Consider the following 15,263-nt stretch of genomic DNA (forward strand, 5'->3'; position numbering starts at 1 on the left):
TTAAGAGCACCCAGAGCTGCCTTACGTTTTATTTTTCTTCCTTTGTTCCATATATCTTTGGGTAAAATACATGACTGAAATTACCATAACTATTGAAAACTGAAATTCATTACTCAGCTTTGAGTCAGTCACCCATTCAAAAAATAAAGAAAACAGGTAAACATAGATCGCTGCTCCTATAGATTTAAACAAAAGTCTATATTGAATAGATACCCACTCCTGCTACATAAGGTTGAAAATCGGATAAGATTTGTGTCACATATGCATTTTTATATTTCCATTCCCCTTTATAAAAAGCATAAGCGTTCTAAAAAAGAAAAGGGAGTAACTCATGATGGATCCGTTCGATATTTTTTATTTGAGGAAAAGTTTGTAAACATTCTCTTCTGGTAATAGGACCCTGTCAACCTATAAATGGTAAATGGAGGTTCCTAATGAATGATATCGTTTTGACAATACTCGTGGTCTTATTAGTGGTTGGTGGCTGGGGAGCCATCATTTTAAAGGACTTTGCGCATATAAAAGGGAAAGCGAAAGGGAACTGGGTTCATACGGCAGCTGCTATCCTATTCGCTTTAATACTTATATGGATAGCCACAAGCTTTTGAAAAATTTTTTTGAGGCGTGTATTCCTTTGTAATGGTGACTTAATAGGATGAATGGGCTCGCTGTTATAACATCGGGATAATGGGAAATTTTGAAACAAAAATTCACCTTCATACGTATAAATGGTTGAACCGTCTATATTGGTTTCAAGGTTTTGCTAAGGTACTTTGAATAGATGAGGCTTTCCGGGATGGGATGAATAAATGGTGCTTGGGGGGGACAATTTGGAAAATAAAAGGACTTCAAAATCAGTTGGATGGCGAGCGAAGTATGGGGCATTCGTCATATCATTATGTTGTCTCTTGAGTGCAATCAGCAGTTGGGGGCAAAACTGGATCCTTACAAGTGTTTTAGTTTTAGGCATTTTTGTTTGTGGCTTGATTGGTATCTTTGACATTCAAAGAGAGAGGAAAGAAGAGAGTGATGGATGACGATGCAGTAAGTGAATTGGGGAGGGGATAAAGTAAAGGTAACCTGGAAGCGTAATCGGTACTTCCTCCCAAAGAACTTATTACAAGTGTCCATGGATTCTGTTTTAAAGGTGGCAGGCTGCCACGTACATGTGAATCATATATAGGCTGTATAAAACGCCTGGAAATGGTTTATTCAATTTATATTCTCATGTACAGGGCCTTCCTATTTTAATGGTTGAAGGAAGTCCACTTTAATCATCTATTGATTTGACTTATCTTTCCCTTTCATTACCATGCCCACACCATACATGACGGCACTATATAAGAGTAAGTATAGGATGAGTAATGGAAAAGAATTAATTCTTTCATTTAAGAATGGTAATAAGATGATGAGTAGACCTAATAAAATAACTCCTGCTCTTCTTTGGTACTTGTTCATATTAAGCAATACTCTCTCCTCCTTTATTCGCTGTTCAAACAAACGGATATTATGAAGAGTAGCCATGGGTGCACCAACTTATCAAAGTCGGTTATACACTTTAAATTAGAATGATCATACAGCCCATGGGGCAAGGGGTTGGAATTTAGTTGCGAAGGTGGGATTGGTTTGGGAATCATCATTCTTTTCTTATTAATTGGTACCATTGTACTTATTGGATATTCCGTCTATAAATTTCCAGGTTATCAGAAGGGTAATATTGTACTGCACTTGGATGAATTAATTAGTTTAAAGAATGAATAATACAATCAGCTTAGTGTAATAGATGTTTAATCCCCCACCATTCTACCTAAAAACGTTTTTTACTAGTTTCTGATTTCATGCCAAACGGAAGTAAGAGCAATGAAACAGCCAGCAGAGAAGCCGTTATTGAGATCACATAAAGATCCTTCTCGAAATTTGATAATAAGAACGCTGTTGCTATGATATGAATGACAAATGATTTTCGATTCCCCGTTAAATATTGTTCCTTCCCACAATAAGGGCACGAGACTTTCTTATCTTTTAACTTGGGCATCTTTGAGAATGTATCTTTCCATGTCCATTTTTTCCCGCATTTTATGCATGTGACGATTATTTCCCCACCCCCCCGCCTAATCATTTCATCTCTTTCTGACCTTTACCCCTTACATATGTTTCCAAATCAATAGGAGAGGATGGAGTTCATGTAGTTATTTTAAAATGATTGGAATTGGATTCTGGTTTAAATGATATAAGACGCGCGGTACGTTTGCTGTGGGAATCATTTGTAGACTGGACTAATCAAGTGCATGGAATAAAGTTGAATAATAACCACTTACATTTGATCTAAAACAACCGATTGTAAAAGAAGAACGAACAACTCACACATCACCTGAGGAAACCAAAAGAAAAGGGAGAATGATTATGATTAAACCATGTGCTTTACAGGAAGGCAATCGGGCAGCTGTTATTGCCCCGGCCGGGCCGCCAGAACAAGAGCATTTAAAACAAGGGATACGTGTCCTGGAAGATATGGGGCTTGAGGTCGTCATTGGAAAACACGTGTACGATGGAGAGGACTCAGATGAGAAGCGGCTTTCAGATATACATGAAGCCTTTTGCGACCCTTCAATCAAGGCAGTCTTTTGTGCTAATGGAGGAGCTGGGTCAGCCAAACTTGCCCCTATGATCGATTATGAAATAATTCAGAAGAACCCTAAAATCTTCTGGGGTTACAGCGACATCACTTATCTACTACATGCGATACATAACTTCAGTGATATGGTCACCTTTCACGGGCCGATGGTCTCGTCCGATCTGAATGATGAACAAAGGTCAACGGAGACTGAATCCTCTATTCTGCCTCTGTTGACGGGAGAATCTTATATCTATGATTCTCACAAGTCGCCATTAATGACGCTGTCTCATGGCACAGGGGAAGGACGTTTGGTTGGAGGAAACCTAACGCTGCTAACCAACGGGATGGGGACTCCGTTTCAGGTGAATACGAAAGGAGCAATCCTTTTGATTGAGGATGTCGCAGAACCTGCGTTCCGGATTGATGCCATGCTTACTCATCTTAAACAGGCAGGAGTCTTCGAATCTGTGAAAGGGGTAATCCTCGGTCACTTCCAAGACGACCCTGAAGAATACGAAAAAATTAAAGAGGTACTAAAGGATTTCTTTTCTGATGCACCTTATCCTGTTGTGGAGAATTTTTATATCGGTCACTGCAATCCTAACTATGGTGTGCCGCTCGGGGTTCAGGCGAAACTTACAACCTCGCCGCCTCAATTAATCATTGAATCCGGGGTTGTGTGAAAGAGTGTGGATTCAGTGTTTTCTATTATGATTTCTCTGTGTGGATGTAAAGAGTCATTCACTTTTCCATTTCGGCTGTTTACTCCTGTGTGAAAAGTAAACCTTGGGTTTTCCATATCTTGTCTATATACTTATAATAGAGTGTATTTTCTGACAATTGGGAGGGCTCATATGAGTGCAGATGCTATTGTTGTTGGAGCAGGGCTTGCTGGCTTAGTAGCAACCGCGGAAATCGCTGACCGGGGCAAAAAGGTTCTTCTCGTAGATCAAGAACCGGAATCGTCATTTGGTGGTCAGGCGTGGTGGTCGTTCGGAGGTTTATTTCTAATCGATTCACCGGAACAGCGGAGAATGGGCATTAAAGATTCGAGAGATTTAGCCTGGCAGGACTGGCTCGGAACTGCGGGATTTGATCGGGAAGAAGATGAGGATTACTGGGGCAGAAAATGGGCAGAGGCATACATCGATTTTGCTGCCTATGAGAAGAGGGATTGGTTACATAAGATGGGCGTACGCCTCTTTCCAGTCGTCGGCTGGGCTGAACGAGGGGGACACCTTGCTGATGGACATGGCAATTCCGTGCCGCGTTTTCACATTGTGTGGGGAACAGGGCCTGGAATCCTTGCCCCTTTTAAAGAAAAGGTAAGCAGGTATATAGCAGAGGGACGTGTGAAATATCTCCCCCGCCACAGGGTGGACGAGCTGATGATTGAGGAACGGGCGGTTATTGGCGTCCGTGGAAGTGTGCTGGCACCAAGCAGTGCATCCCGCGGGGAAGACAGCAACAGGCAGGTCGTCAAGCAGTTTGAGTGCAGAGCAGATTCGGTTTTGATATCCAGTGGAGGAATTGGAGCCAACCTCGACCTTGTCCGTGATCATTGGCCGGAACGGTTAGGGAAGCCTCCGAAGCGGATGATTTCAGGCGTACCTGCCCATGTGGACGGTCGGATGCTGGCCATTTGTGAAAAAGCAGGAGCGAGGATCGTAAACCGCGACCGCATGTGGCATTACACAGAGGGGATTAAAAATCATGCCCCTGTATGGAGCGACCATGGAATTCGTATTCTGCCGGGACCGTCTTCCATCTGGCTGGATGCGACTGGAAAACGTTTCCAAGCCCCAAATTTTCCTGGGTTTGATACATTAAGCACACTCGAAGCGATTGGAAAGACCGGCTATGATTACTCCTGGTTTATTTTAACCCAGAAAATCATTGAAAAGGAATTCACCCTCTCAGGATCGGAACAAAATCCTGACCTGACAGGAAAAAGTATAAAAAAAGTATTGAATCGTGCCCTTTCCGGAGTATCAGAACCTGTTCAGGCGTTCCTGGATAAGGGAGAAGACTTTATCGTGGCGGACACCCTTCCGGATTTAGTGGGAAGAATGAACAGGTTAACTGAAGAACCGCTTCTTAAAGTAGAGGAGATTGAACGGCAGATTAAAGCTAGAGACCATGAAATGGCAAATACCTTTACGAAAGATTCACAAGTGACTGCTATGCGTATGGCGCGAAACTATATCGGGGATAAGCTTATCAGGGTGGCCCCTCCACATGAAATTCTCGACCCTGAAAACGGACCTCTGATTGCAGTGAAATTAAATATTTTAAGTCGGAAAACACTCGGTGGGTTACAGACAGATCTAACCGGTGTTGTGTTGGGGGCGGACGGCTTACCGATTGAAGGGCTGTATGCTGCAGGAGAGGCTTCCGGATTTGGAGGCGGCGGTATGCATGGATATCGAGCCTTGGAAGGCACATTCCTGGGAGGGTGCCTGTTTACTGGTCGAGAAGCCGGCCGGACGATTGGAGGAAGGTAAGTGAGTTTAACGTTCCTACAAAGATAGAGCCCTGTCATGATTAACTGACAGGGCTCTATTAGGAGTGAGGAAAGTCTAAGAAGCACTAGATGAATGAGGTTTATTTTAAAGGAGAATCAGGAGTGAGAAAAAAATTAGTCGTCGCTGCAGTGGTATTGGCAGTTTTAACAGGGGCTTTTTTCTTCAGCCCATATAATCCAATACTTGAAATGATGGAAAGGCAGACTCTCAAATCCTTCATATCCTCTAATAATACCTTCAAAGGATTAGAGGTAGTAGATGTTGATTACAGAGGGTCAGATACATATTTGATTCAGACACAGGACGGGGATAGTGAGAAAAATTTTGTCGTTATGAGGTATAACACTTCCGTGATGAATGGGCATTGGAAGGTGTTTGAAGAAATCGCAAAAGAGAACTACTATTAAGAGCTTTAAGGTAAGAGGAAGGTTAAGGGGGAAATTCTATAGCAAAACGAACTTAGTCTTACTGGATTGCGAGGATAACAAGCTCCTTCTTCTCTTGGATATTGTAAAAGATGAAGTGTTTCGTTTATTGCTGGACAAATAGGGCATAGAATTATAGTTTTTTATTCTCCATGGCTTTGGTGGTCATTATTAAATAGGAATATTTCTCCTATAAAAGCACCAATGACAACAGAAGCGATCAGAACGGTGATCAGGTTTACCATTCTGACAAATAAGTAAGTTCGGCATGAATTATTCCACATCTCTCCAATGGGCCTAAAGATAGATCGATGACGGCATTAACTCTACCATAAGCCTGGATGCAGGCAAGGAATTCTATTATTTTTGAAGAATAGTAAAGGTAGAGCTATAGACTGAATTAAAAGAAAGATCATGGTGGTGTGATCAGAAGGTGGAGGTGCGTGAATGAGTGAAGAGAAAAAGGTAACGTTTATGCTTCCTGATCAACAAAAAGAGGTATCGATTGCTGATACCTCAAGTGAAAAGTACTTAGAGTTTCTACCGGATGAACTGACGGAATTGGTCAATCGTTTTGATGGGTTTGAGCTTGATACGATTGAGTTACATGTGACAGGGGCACTTGATTCCGGAGGAGCGACCAAGCTGTTTGTGGATTTTTCAGGCGAAGCGGGCATGAAATTTACTTTGAAAAAGAAAAAGGAATAGAGAAAAGAATAAGGGTGAAAAGCTGAAACGTTCAGCTTTTCACCCTTACTTAGTACTCAATATTCCGTGTTTCAGCTTGCTTTGGATTGTTCTTTTTTTGTTTCGGTTTTTGGTTCTGTTCGAAACTCTGATCTAAAGGACTTCAGTAAACTGGCGATCATAAGCAGTAATATGATGGTGAGCGGGAATCCGCTGATGATCGCAGCCGCTTGTAATCCTTCTAATCCTCCAGCCCACATAAGAATGACAGCAATGGCTGTTAGAATCACACCCCAGCTGAACTTAACAAAGAACGGCGGGTTAAGATCTCCATTGGATGTCTGCATAGCTAGAACAAATGTAGCGGAGTCACCGGATGTGACAAAGAAGGTCATAATAAGAATCACGGCGATAAATGAAAGCAGTCCGCTGAATGGAAGCTGGTCAAAGACATAGAACAAGGATGATTCCAGGCTCTGTCCTGCCACATCTAAGCCTTGTACGAAATCGAAATAAATGCCGGCTCCTCCGAATACACCAAACCAAAGGGTACATACAATCGCTGGTGCAATGGCAACAGCAACTAAGAATTCACGTACGGTTCTACCTTTAGAAACACGGGCGATAAAGCTTGAGACAAATGGTGTCCAGGAAATCCACCAGGCCCAGTAGAAAATGGTCCAGTCTTTGACCCACTGGTTATTCTCAGAATCGAATGGAGAAAAACGCATGCCCATCTGTACAAAGTTCTGAAGGTACGTACCAAGGGTCGTGGAATAGGTTTCCATAACAAATTTCGTTGGTCCAAGAATTAAGAATGCAAAGAATAAAACAACTGTCAAAATTAAGTTGGTTGTACTTAGGTATTTAATCCCTTTAGATAGTCCAGAAGCCGCTGAATAAATGAACAAGACGGCTGTAACTCCCATAATGATGAGCTGAATAGGGAAAGAAACAGGGATATCCCATAAATAATTCAGACCACTGTTGATCTGCTTAGCTCCTACACCAAGCGATATAGCTACACCAAATAAGGTAGCGAACACGGCAATAATGTCTACAATATATCCTGCTTTTCCTCTCATACGTTCTCCAAACAGAGGAATAAGCGTCGCACTCATCACTCCTGGTAAGTCCTTTTTGAAATTAAAGTAAGCGAGAACAAGAGCAACGATAGCATAAATAACCCAGGCATGAATGCCATAGTGAAGGTAACTGATTTCCAGTCCCTGCTTGGCTGATTCAATTGTCTGCGCTTTTCCTACCGGGGGATTGGCATAGTGGGTGACGGGTTCAGTTAATCCGTAGAATAAGAGGGTGATTCCCATTCCTGCGCTGAACAGCATCGCAAACCAGGTCATTGTGCTGTATTCCGGTTTGTCTGTATCTTTTCCGAGTTTTATTTTTCCAAACTTACTAAAAGCAATAATAAATGAAATGATGAGCATAAAGGTTACAGCAAATTGATAGAACCATCCAAACTGATCTAAGATCCCGTTACGGATAACCATCATGGTGCTTAGCAGATGATCGGGAAAAACAGCACCCCAGCTGACAAAAATAATGCCAATGCTCAGGGCAATCCAATACATCGGTGTAAATTTCTTCATGAAAATCCTCCTAAAATTGTCTGTAGCGAATGTATAGTATGTACAGAAAAAACTTTACGAACTTTTTGCATTTTGTATTATATCTTAGGAAACCACTGAAATCTATAAGTGAGGAAATAGAGCTAATATTATGAAAATAAGTCCGGGAGCTGGTAAATGTTCTTGAATTCCTATAGTAACAAGGGTTCCAGCAAGGTTTACATAATGAAGAAAATCAAAAAATTTGTTCTTTTTTTACACAAGTTTTACAAGCTTTTGTCGATAAATGGTGCAATAGAAAGGGAGATAGAAATGAGGATTCACCCAGAAAAATGCTGCGTAAGTGGCAAGGCTTATGTGATTAGATCCGCCCGCGAAGAAGATGCGGAACAGCTGTCAGAAGTCAGGATGAAAGTGGATGCGGAAACCGATTATTTAGACCGTGAACCCGGCGAATCTTTTATGAGCACGGAGGCGTTTAAGAAGTTGATTCTCCAGGATTCCGAAGGAGGGAAGCGTCTCTTTTTAGTGGCCGATTACGAGGGTGAAATTATTGGCTTCAGCAGGTGTGAAGGCAGCCCATTGAGAAGGCTCTCCCATAAAGTGGAATTTGGTGTGGCTGTTTTAAAAAAGGATTGGGGATACGGAGTTGGACGTAATATGCTTGAGACATCCATCAACTGGGCAGATGCGAATGGCGTGAAGAAAATTACCTTGAATGTCATAGAAACGAATGAAAAAGCGATTGCGTTATACAAGCGGTTTGGTTTTGAAACGGAAGGTGTCCTAAAGTATGACAAACAGTTATCCGATGGAAGGTTCTTTCATACTCTCCTTATGAGCCGCATTCATCCATTTCTGCCAAGAGAGTGTAACAACTGATTTGATTCCAAAGAATTTCTTGCGTGCAAATTGTATACACAGGTGTAAGGACAGGGGGACTCTTCTTAATTTTCTAGAACTTGAAACGTTTTGGTAGGAGAAGTCGTATGCATATAGAAGAAAAGGTTTATAAAGGGGTATGAAAAGTGAAGGAGAGGTGACCCATGGGGTTTTGGACGACGATTCTGGTTGGCGTTCTTTCTATAATAGGATGGCTGAGTATTTCCTGTTTCGTATCTAAATCAGAAGAATACGATAAACAGAATCTTTCTGAGTAACCGATAATTCCATAATCATTGAAAAGGGGGGATGGTTTATGAAGACGTATCAAGTTTTATTTCTACTTCTATTTATCATGCATCTGGCTACACTCATTAATGTTACGATTTTTGACGGAGAGTGGAACGGAATTGTATTAGCGGTCTCCAATCTCCTGTTTCTTGCCGGGGCTGTTTTCTTTGGCGTTGAGAGTAGAGCAAGGAAGAAGGTGAAAGGGGAGGGTGTTTAAATACTTCTTTTTTCCTATTAAATACAGGAAAGAGAGGGATTTTCCACTGGTGAAAAAATTGAGAAGCATTATCCCGTACATATGAGGTTCCTTATATCCGTCTCTCTCTTTATCTATAGAGGGAGCGGATATCTTTGTTTACCCGTGAAAGAATAGTCATATTCCATGCGGTTTTCGAAGGAAGCGGTCTGTTTTACAATAGTAAAAGAGATTTTTTACCAGGATGGACAGGGGGGATTGGATGTCTGAAGTTCAAGAAAAAGAAATTCTATATGAATGAAAAGAAATAAATAGAAAGCTAGATGAGTTAAATCAGCCAAATCCACTGATGACTCCTATCTTAATGATCATTGGAGTCACTGGCCTTATCATTTCAGCCCCGGTAATAGTCGATTTCATTACCCTGCTCTTCAAAGGCAGCAGTCAGTAAAGAAAGGAGGGGAAAAGTTGTATAAGAAAAAGAGAAATCCTTTGTTAACCATCCTTCTGACTATTATGTCCCTCTTTCTTCTCATCTATGGAGCCGTGACTTTATTCATCCAGATAAAATTTCATCAAGTAAAAGAGGAAGTGATGGAACAACATTCGGAAATCACTTCTATTGAAGAGGTGAACAGCCGTGGTCAATGGGGAGAGTTTTTTGCAGAGTACGTTATGGAGGTTAAGAAAGGGTCTGACGCCACCTTTAGGATCTGGACAACAGAAGAAGGAGATATTACACATGAGGAGGTAGTGAGGAGTGAATATTGAGCTTATAGAGGAAAAGAAAGGAGGAAGGTGATGAGTTATGAAGATTAAAGGGGTGAATCATTTCCTGTTTTCGGTATCAGATATCGATCAATCGACTGCATTCTATCAGAATGTTTTTGATGCGGAGCTTCTCGTAAAAGGGAGGAAAACAGCTTACTTTGACCTTCAGGGCATTTGGCTGGCCTTGAATGAAGAAAAAGAGATTCCAAGAAATGAGATTTCAGAATCCTATACGCATATCGCCTTTTCTATAGATGAAAAAGATTTTGATCACGCTTATGAAAAATTAGAGGCTTTCGGTGTAACTATTCTTTCTGGAAGAGTACGGGACGAGCGTGATAAGAAGTCCATTTACTTTACAGATCCCGACGGGCACAAATTTGAATTGCATAATGGAACTATGGAGGATCGGATCCGGTACTATAAAGAAGCGAAGCCAGAAATGGATTTCTTCACTTAACCCTTTTAGATTGGGACATATCTCCTAATTGAATATTGAATGGGCTGTACAAAAGCAGATTTCTTTTGTTTCCTTCTTTCATCTGTAATAATTACATACATCGTTGAAAAAGGAGGCAGATCTATGACAAACCAAACAACAACGAAACCTTTATTTGAATCATTTTTAAGTGATAAATTAAGTCTTCCAAACCGGACCGTTATGGCACCGATGACGCGGGGGTTTTCACCTGGTAACGTTCCCAATGAAGATGTTGCGGCTTATTACCGCAGGCGTGCAGAGAATGAAGTCGGGCTGATTATTACAGAAGGAACAGGGATTGACCATCCAGCTTCTGTATCTGGTGCGAATATTCCTGTGTTTCATGGAGAGAAGGCATTGAACGGCTGGGCGAATGTTGTGAAAGAAGTACATGACGCCGGCGGTAAAATTGCTCCACAGCTGTGGCACGTAGGAATGACTCGCAGCAAAGGTGATCTTCCCAATGAAGAGGCGTGGCCTGTTGGTCCTTCTGGTTTGAGCTTAGATGGGGAAAAAATCAATGAACCACTGTCTACAGAAGAAGTAGAGGCTTTGGTGGAATCTTATGCTAAAGCAGCAGCGGATGCGAAACGTCTCGGTTTTGACGCGATTGAAATTCATGGCGCTCACGGCTACTTGATCGACCAGTTCTTCTGGGAAAACACCAACAAGCGTACCGACCGTTATGGCGGCGATTTTGTTAAGCGGACACAGTTTGCTGTTGAAATCGTAGAAGCGTGCCGTCGGGAAGTCGGGGAGGATTTCCCTATCATTTTCCGTTTCTCTCAGTGGAAAATGAATGACTTTAAAGCGAAACTTGTCAATACTCCTGATGAGCTGGAACGTTTCTTACAGCCGCTAGTTGAGGCCGGCGTTGATATATTCCACTGTTCCACCCGTAGGTTCTGGGAACCTGAATTTGAAGGTTCTGACTTAAATCTTGCAGGCTGGACGAAGAAACTATCTGGCAAACCTGTCATTTCCGTCGGTTCTGTCGGTCTTGATGGTGTCTTCACGAACTTCTCAGCTGCCGGGACAACAAGCCTTGATGGTTTAGTAGAAAAGCTTGACCGTGAGGAGTTTGATCTTGTTGCAATTGGCCGTTCCTTATTAATGGATCCCGAATGGGTGAAGAAAGTCCATGATGGAAGAGCCGATGATTTGTTAGCGTTTGATAAAGAAGCGCTGCAAAAGCTTTATTAATGATAGAGATAGAATGGTAAAGGCAAGTATAAGCAGGCGCCCTATTTATCAGGGTGCCTGCTTTTTGCTGAAGGAAGGCATTTAAAAGGGCTCGGAATACAGTTTTTTAATAGTATAGAAGGCTATGTTTCTGCCCATACTTGTACTAGAAAGGGTGATGGACATGAACTATATGGAAAGAACCAATCAGATTATGGGGGAGCTTCAATCAGGAGAACGTGTACAGTTTGGTAACTACTCCTACCATTCATCTGGGTTTACGGATGGAAAAGTAGAAGTGGAAGAGTGGGAAGTCCGTCAGTTTGTCCTTAATTATTTTTTGACTTTGGAAAACTTAAAAATCAATGCATGAAAAACTTCCTGAGGGGAGTTTTTTTATTTTGCTTTAAAAAGGTAATGTTGAAACAACTACTATTCTTAAAGGTATCGTATGTCGGTTATAGGTAAACGTTCTATGAAATCTTTCATGAAGCTCCTTTTAAAATTACGTAGAGAAAAGCAGTTTTTAAATTGCTGGGAACACCCACAGGTTTCATTTTCTGTCAGAACGGTTAAAGTTTCCATTACAAGGAGGGACTTTTAATGAAGAAAGTGAAATTGGGACGTAGTGATGTAGAAGCTACACGCATCGCCCTGGGTACATGGGCTATTGGAGGTACCGGCTGGGGCGGCACAGATGAAGAGCAATCGATTGAAACGATAAAAACAGCCATTAATAAAGGTGTAACCACTATTGATACGGCCCCTGCTTATGGACAGGGATTATCCGAAGAGCTGATAGGCAGAGCCATCGCTGATTCTAATGTGAACCGGGAGGATCTCGTTCTTGCAACGAAAGCAGGAATTGATTTTACCGATGATGGCAATTACCGGGACAGCAGGCCTTCTCACTTAGAAGAAGAACTGCAGGCAAGTCTCGACCGTCTGCAGACGGACTATATTGATCTATACCAGATCCACTGGCCGGATACCGATGAATCTATTGAGAAAACAGCGAAAAAGATGAAAGAGTTCTATGAACAAGGCAGAATCCGCGCGATTGGCGTAAGTAACTTCAGCCCGGAGCAGATGGATGAATGGCAGAAATACGCTCCGATTCATACGTCTCAAATGCATTTGAATATGCTGCAACGGTACTTAATCGAGTGGTTTGAATACTGTCACAACCACGAAATTTCTACGTTGTCCTGGGGATCTCTTGCCCACGGGATGCTTACAGGCAAGTATTCAAAGGATGCATCCTTTCCAGATGATGACCTCAGAAGCAATATCGAACTGTTCCAGGGTGATCGTTTCCCAAGTCTGATTGACGCGGTGGAGGAACTCCAAAGTTTCGCTGAGAAACGAGACCGTAACATTATTCAACTGTCTATCCGATGGCTTCTCGATCATAAACCAGGAGCGGATGTTGCTTTGTGGGGTGCACGTAAACCATCTCAGCTGGACGGTGTAAATGAAACCGATGAATTCCAGCTGACAAATGATGAATTGAATGAAATCGATGAAATTCTTTACAATCATGTCAGTGATTTAGAAAATGGCACGCTGAAAGAATATGGTCCACCTGTACGTTCGGAGTTGTAATTCATATTAAAAACAGCCTTCTTTTATAAGGAGGCTGTTTTTTTTGACATTCCAGCCGGATTGAAACGAAATGAGATTAATGTCGTATAGGTAAGGTAAAAAGAATAAGAGAAAGGTTGATATCTTTTAAAGCAGATATGAACTCGTTTATTAGTAATGAATAGAAATTTATGCGCTCAATAATGCTGTAGCCCTTTAATACCGAAGGATGGAAGGGAGTGTAAAGGAAATGAAGAAACTCGTACATTCTGAATGGAGATTAAGTGTGATGGCTCTGGCGGCATTCATTGGTGGAATGATTGGAAGCACTCTCGTTTATCGTGAATTAAATCTAATGGCTGTCTACGGGTACTTAACCGGATCTTTATGTTTAGTCGCTGCAAATGTAATTTACGTTCTCTATAAGAAAAAGAAAAACAAAGGGTCGGAAAATGAGAAGGAAGAGAGCGGTTAGGCCTGCGCCAAACTGGGACATGAACGCCATGCTTCAGCTATATGAAGGACGTGGTCAACCTTTCAAGTTTGTCGCTCAATCTCCAGTGTATGTAAAAACGCCTCCCTGAGGAGGCGTTTTTACATACATATTATCTTTCTAACCCCCATTGATAGTAAGCCCGATAGTGGGCGTTATGACCTTTGTAATCAAAAGTTTGGATCGGTGATTTTAAACTGCGGTCAAATGTAGTATCTGCGGATGGAAGGAATAGTGTTGCGATTTTAGGTTTGAAAATGTCGTCATTAAATGCATTTACTATACTATTTATGGCATAATCAATTGCAAGTCCAGCCAATAAACCAAGAGCACCGCCTATCGGTCCGCCTAACGCTGTTCCTATAGTCCCGCCAATGGCTGCTCCAATAGCGCCTCCTATTGCTGTAGAGAGATACTTCAGAATAACTTCAATTTCTTTTTTGACTGATTGATATAATTTACTAAGGAAGGAGCCAAAGCCGCCATTATCCTGTTCGGCGAGTCCAAGGAAAACTGTGAATAATTTTCCTTTCTCATCTTCAGTAACATCATTAGAATAATCATCATTCAGCGGGAAGGAATGTAAAACTTTACTTGGGCGGTATCTTTTCGTCTCTCCATCATCGAAGTTTCCAACTTTAAATTCATTTATCATCGCACTTTTTTCAAATTCATCAACAGCCGTTCCACCCATGTAGATTTCATCTTCTCCCAACTCCTGCCAATACCCGGAACCGGTTTCATCATAGCATTTCACACGAATTAAATTGAAGTTTAACCCCTTATTTAGATAAGGGGTGTCATTAGTGTTTTCCTCTTCTTCATCGTCACATTCAATAGTTGTTTGTTCAATTAGTCTAGCTAAGTAAACTTTAATTCTTTCGATCACTTTTACGTCTCCAAGAAGGGCGAACTTTTTCTTTAAATCTATTCTATTTATGATGTGATTGTTATTTTTCTCAAGTGTTGGGAACTGAGGAAGTTTTGGTTTGAGTAGAAATCTTCTATCAACAGTATACTTATCAACGGGAGAATAGTTAGAGAGCTGAGGGAGAAAGGGATGGATTATTTTATCATCATCCAAGAATAAATCAGGTATTGTGGGTTCAGTTAGTCTTTTTATATTTTTAAATATTATTCTTTGTTGAGAAGAGGACTTTTCTTTTAAATAATTGAATGCAACGGTACCAACAGAATCATGTTCTTCACCATCAAGATATAACTTAGGAATTTCAACATCTTTGTCTTCCATTTTCATTATCATTGTTTCTGAGAACTCGTCCTTAATTAATTCACCAATTTCGGTAACCAACTTCAGTACGTATGGATCTTCAACATCAGAGAGAGAAAGGTTTGACATTTTTACATAATTCAAACTTCATACCTCCTTTGTAATTTCGTACAGTTAAGGTTTAACCGAAATAAAAACATTAAAACCATATATTGTAAGAATGGTTCCGTGGGTCTATGTTCTTATTGATGAACAGGTACAAAGTATTGTTTTAAGATGTTGTATTATAGAATCATGAAAGATACATAA

General features: G+C 41.2%; 18 protein-coding genes. 14 read left to right on the forward strand and 4 right to left on the reverse strand.

Translation table 11 applies throughout. From position 1 onward, the window contains the following. The first annotated feature begins 434 nt into the window (after positions 1-434). Positions 435-608, forward strand: a complete 174-nt coding sequence (locus tag LC036_RS02070; protein ID WP_226577533.1) for a hypothetical protein — start codon at positions 435-437, stop codon at positions 606-608. 670 nt (positions 609-1,278) lie between these two features. Here LC036_RS02070 and LC036_RS02075 read toward each other — a convergent pair. After that, positions 1,279-1,458, reverse strand: a complete 180-nt coding sequence (locus LC036_RS02075) for a hypothetical protein (RefSeq protein ID WP_226577536.1) — start codon at positions 1,456-1,458, stop codon at positions 1,279-1,281. 168 nt (positions 1,459-1,626) lie between these two features. Between LC036_RS02075 and LC036_RS18435 the strand changes: the two genes are divergently transcribed. Next, positions 1,627-1,761, forward strand: coding sequence for a hypothetical protein (locus tag LC036_RS18435; RefSeq protein ID WP_264188059.1), 135 nt, complete (start codon positions 1,627-1,629; stop codon positions 1,759-1,761). Positions 1,762-1,807: 46 nt separating this feature from the next. Here the strand turns inward: LC036_RS18435 and LC036_RS02080 are convergent, their stop codons facing one another. Then, the gene (locus LC036_RS02080) at positions 1,808-2,119 is read right to left on the reverse strand and encodes a TIGR04104 family putative zinc finger protein (RefSeq protein WP_226577539.1); all 312 of its coding nucleotides are present in this window, start codon (positions 2,117-2,119) and stop codon (positions 1,808-1,810) included. Positions 2,120-2,403: 284 nt separating this feature from the next. Between LC036_RS02080 and LC036_RS02085 the strand changes: the two genes are divergently transcribed. From LC036_RS02085 to LC036_RS02100, 4 genes are all read left to right on the forward strand, one after another. Next, on the forward strand, positions 2,404-3,300 hold the full coding sequence (locus tag LC036_RS02085; protein WP_226577542.1) for a S66 peptidase family protein: 897 nt from the start codon (positions 2,404-2,406) through the stop codon (positions 3,298-3,300). A 171-nt stretch (positions 3,301-3,471) separates the two neighbouring features. After that, positions 3,472-5,121, forward strand: coding sequence for an FAD-binding dehydrogenase (locus LC036_RS02090; RefSeq protein ID WP_226577544.1), 1,650 nt, complete (start codon positions 3,472-3,474; stop codon positions 5,119-5,121). A 122-nt stretch (positions 5,122-5,243) separates the two neighbouring features. Continuing rightward, a complete protein-coding gene (locus LC036_RS02095; protein ID WP_226577546.1) occupies positions 5,244-5,549 on the forward strand; it encodes a hypothetical protein in 306 nt (101 codons plus the stop codon). A gap of 465 nt (positions 5,550-6,014) precedes the next feature. Further along, positions 6,015-6,275, forward strand: coding sequence for a hypothetical protein (locus LC036_RS02100; RefSeq protein WP_226577549.1), 261 nt, complete (start codon positions 6,015-6,017; stop codon positions 6,273-6,275). Positions 6,276-6,346: 71 nt separating this feature from the next. Here the strand turns inward: LC036_RS02100 and LC036_RS02105 are convergent, their stop codons facing one another. After that, a complete protein-coding gene (locus LC036_RS02105; protein ID WP_226577553.1) occupies positions 6,347-7,864 on the reverse strand; it encodes a BCCT family transporter in 1,518 nt (505 codons plus the stop codon). A 291-nt stretch (positions 7,865-8,155) separates the two neighbouring features. Between LC036_RS02105 and LC036_RS02110 the strand changes: the two genes are divergently transcribed. The 8 genes from LC036_RS02110 to LC036_RS02145 all read left to right on the forward strand — a co-directional run bounded on the left by LC036_RS02110 (position 8,156) and on the right by LC036_RS02145 (position 13,705). Beyond that, complete coding sequence (locus LC036_RS02110; protein ID WP_226577556.1) at positions 8,156-8,725, forward strand: GNAT family N-acetyltransferase; 570 nt, start codon at positions 8,156-8,158, stop codon at positions 8,723-8,725. 316 nt (positions 8,726-9,041) lie between these two features. Then, positions 9,042-9,233, forward strand: a complete 192-nt coding sequence (locus LC036_RS02115) for a hypothetical protein (RefSeq protein ID WP_226577559.1) — start codon at positions 9,042-9,044, stop codon at positions 9,231-9,233. 447 nt (positions 9,234-9,680) lie between these two features. Continuing rightward, complete coding sequence (locus LC036_RS02120) at positions 9,681-9,983, forward strand: hypothetical protein (protein ID WP_226577561.1); 303 nt, start codon at positions 9,681-9,683, stop codon at positions 9,981-9,983. A 37-nt stretch (positions 9,984-10,020) separates the two neighbouring features. Next, on the forward strand, positions 10,021-10,443 hold the full coding sequence (gene fosB / locus LC036_RS02125; RefSeq protein ID WP_226577565.1) for a metallothiol transferase FosB: 423 nt from the start codon (positions 10,021-10,023) through the stop codon (positions 10,441-10,443). 123 nt (positions 10,444-10,566) lie between these two features. Continuing rightward, complete coding sequence (locus LC036_RS02130) at positions 10,567-11,667, forward strand: NADH:flavin oxidoreductase (RefSeq protein ID WP_226577568.1); 1,101 nt, start codon at positions 10,567-10,569, stop codon at positions 11,665-11,667. A 163-nt stretch (positions 11,668-11,830) separates the two neighbouring features. Continuing rightward, positions 11,831-12,019 carry a hypothetical protein gene (locus LC036_RS02135; RefSeq protein WP_226577571.1) on the forward strand — a complete coding sequence of 63 codons (189 nt, stop codon included), beginning with the start codon at positions 11,831-11,833 and terminating at the stop codon, positions 12,017-12,019. 230 nt (positions 12,020-12,249) lie between these two features. Beyond that, positions 12,250-13,251, forward strand: a complete 1,002-nt coding sequence (locus LC036_RS02140) for an aldo/keto reductase (RefSeq protein WP_226577574.1) — start codon at positions 12,250-12,252, stop codon at positions 13,249-13,251. Between the two features lie 229 nt (positions 13,252-13,480). Then, complete coding sequence (locus tag LC036_RS02145) at positions 13,481-13,705, forward strand: hypothetical protein (protein ID WP_226577577.1); 225 nt, start codon at positions 13,481-13,483, stop codon at positions 13,703-13,705. A 130-nt stretch (positions 13,706-13,835) separates the two neighbouring features. Here the strand turns inward: LC036_RS02145 and LC036_RS02150 are convergent, their stop codons facing one another. Continuing rightward, the gene (locus tag LC036_RS02150) at positions 13,836-15,098 is read right to left on the reverse strand and encodes a hypothetical protein (RefSeq protein ID WP_226577580.1); all 1,263 of its coding nucleotides are present in this window, start codon (positions 15,096-15,098) and stop codon (positions 13,836-13,838) included. Positions 15,099-15,263 lie beyond the last annotated feature (165 nt).

Origin of the sequence: Halobacillus litoralis (assembly GCF_020524025.1) — a bacterium.
Lineage (GTDB): Bacteria > Bacillota > Bacilli > Bacillales > Halobacillaceae > Halobacillus > Halobacillus litoralis_D.

Bases quoted from the DNA above. Each gene is read 5' to 3' on its own strand.
- LC036_RS02070 (WP_226577533.1), top strand. From the start codon at position 435: ATGAATGATATCGTTTTGACAATACTCGTGGTCTTATTAGTGGTTGGT.
- LC036_RS02075 (WP_226577536.1), bottom strand. From the start codon at position 1,458: ATGAACAAGTACCAAAGAAGAGCAGGAGTTATTTTATTAGGTCTACTC.
- LC036_RS02080 (WP_226577539.1), bottom strand. From the start codon at position 2,119: ATGATTAGGCGGGGGGGTGGGGAAATAATCGTCACATGCATAAAATGC.
- LC036_RS02085 (WP_226577542.1), top strand. From the start codon at position 2,404: ATGATTAAACCATGTGCTTTACAGGAAGGCAATCGGGCAGCTGTTATT.
- LC036_RS02090 (WP_226577544.1), top strand. From the start codon at position 3,472: ATGAGTGCAGATGCTATTGTTGTTGGAGCAGGGCTTGCTGGCTTAGTA.
- LC036_RS02100 (WP_226577549.1), top strand. From the start codon at position 6,015: ATGAGTGAAGAGAAAAAGGTAACGTTTATGCTTCCTGATCAACAAAAA.
- LC036_RS02105 (WP_226577553.1), bottom strand. From the start codon at position 7,864: ATGAAGAAATTTACACCGATGTATTGGATTGCCCTGAGCATTGGCATT.
- LC036_RS02110 (WP_226577556.1), top strand. From the start codon at position 8,156: ATGAGGATTCACCCAGAAAAATGCTGCGTAAGTGGCAAGGCTTATGTG.
- LC036_RS02115 (WP_226577559.1), top strand. From the start codon at position 9,042: ATGAAGACGTATCAAGTTTTATTTCTACTTCTATTTATCATGCATCTG.
- fosB (WP_226577565.1), top strand. From the start codon at position 10,021: ATGAAGATTAAAGGGGTGAATCATTTCCTGTTTTCGGTATCAGATATC.
- LC036_RS02130 (WP_226577568.1), top strand. From the start codon at position 10,567: ATGACAAACCAAACAACAACGAAACCTTTATTTGAATCATTTTTAAGT.
- LC036_RS02135 (WP_226577571.1), top strand. From the start codon at position 11,831: ATGAACTATATGGAAAGAACCAATCAGATTATGGGGGAGCTTCAATCA.
- LC036_RS02140 (WP_226577574.1), top strand. From the start codon at position 12,250: ATGAAGAAAGTGAAATTGGGACGTAGTGATGTAGAAGCTACACGCATC.
- LC036_RS02145 (WP_226577577.1), top strand. From the start codon at position 13,481: ATGAAGAAACTCGTACATTCTGAATGGAGATTAAGTGTGATGGCTCTG.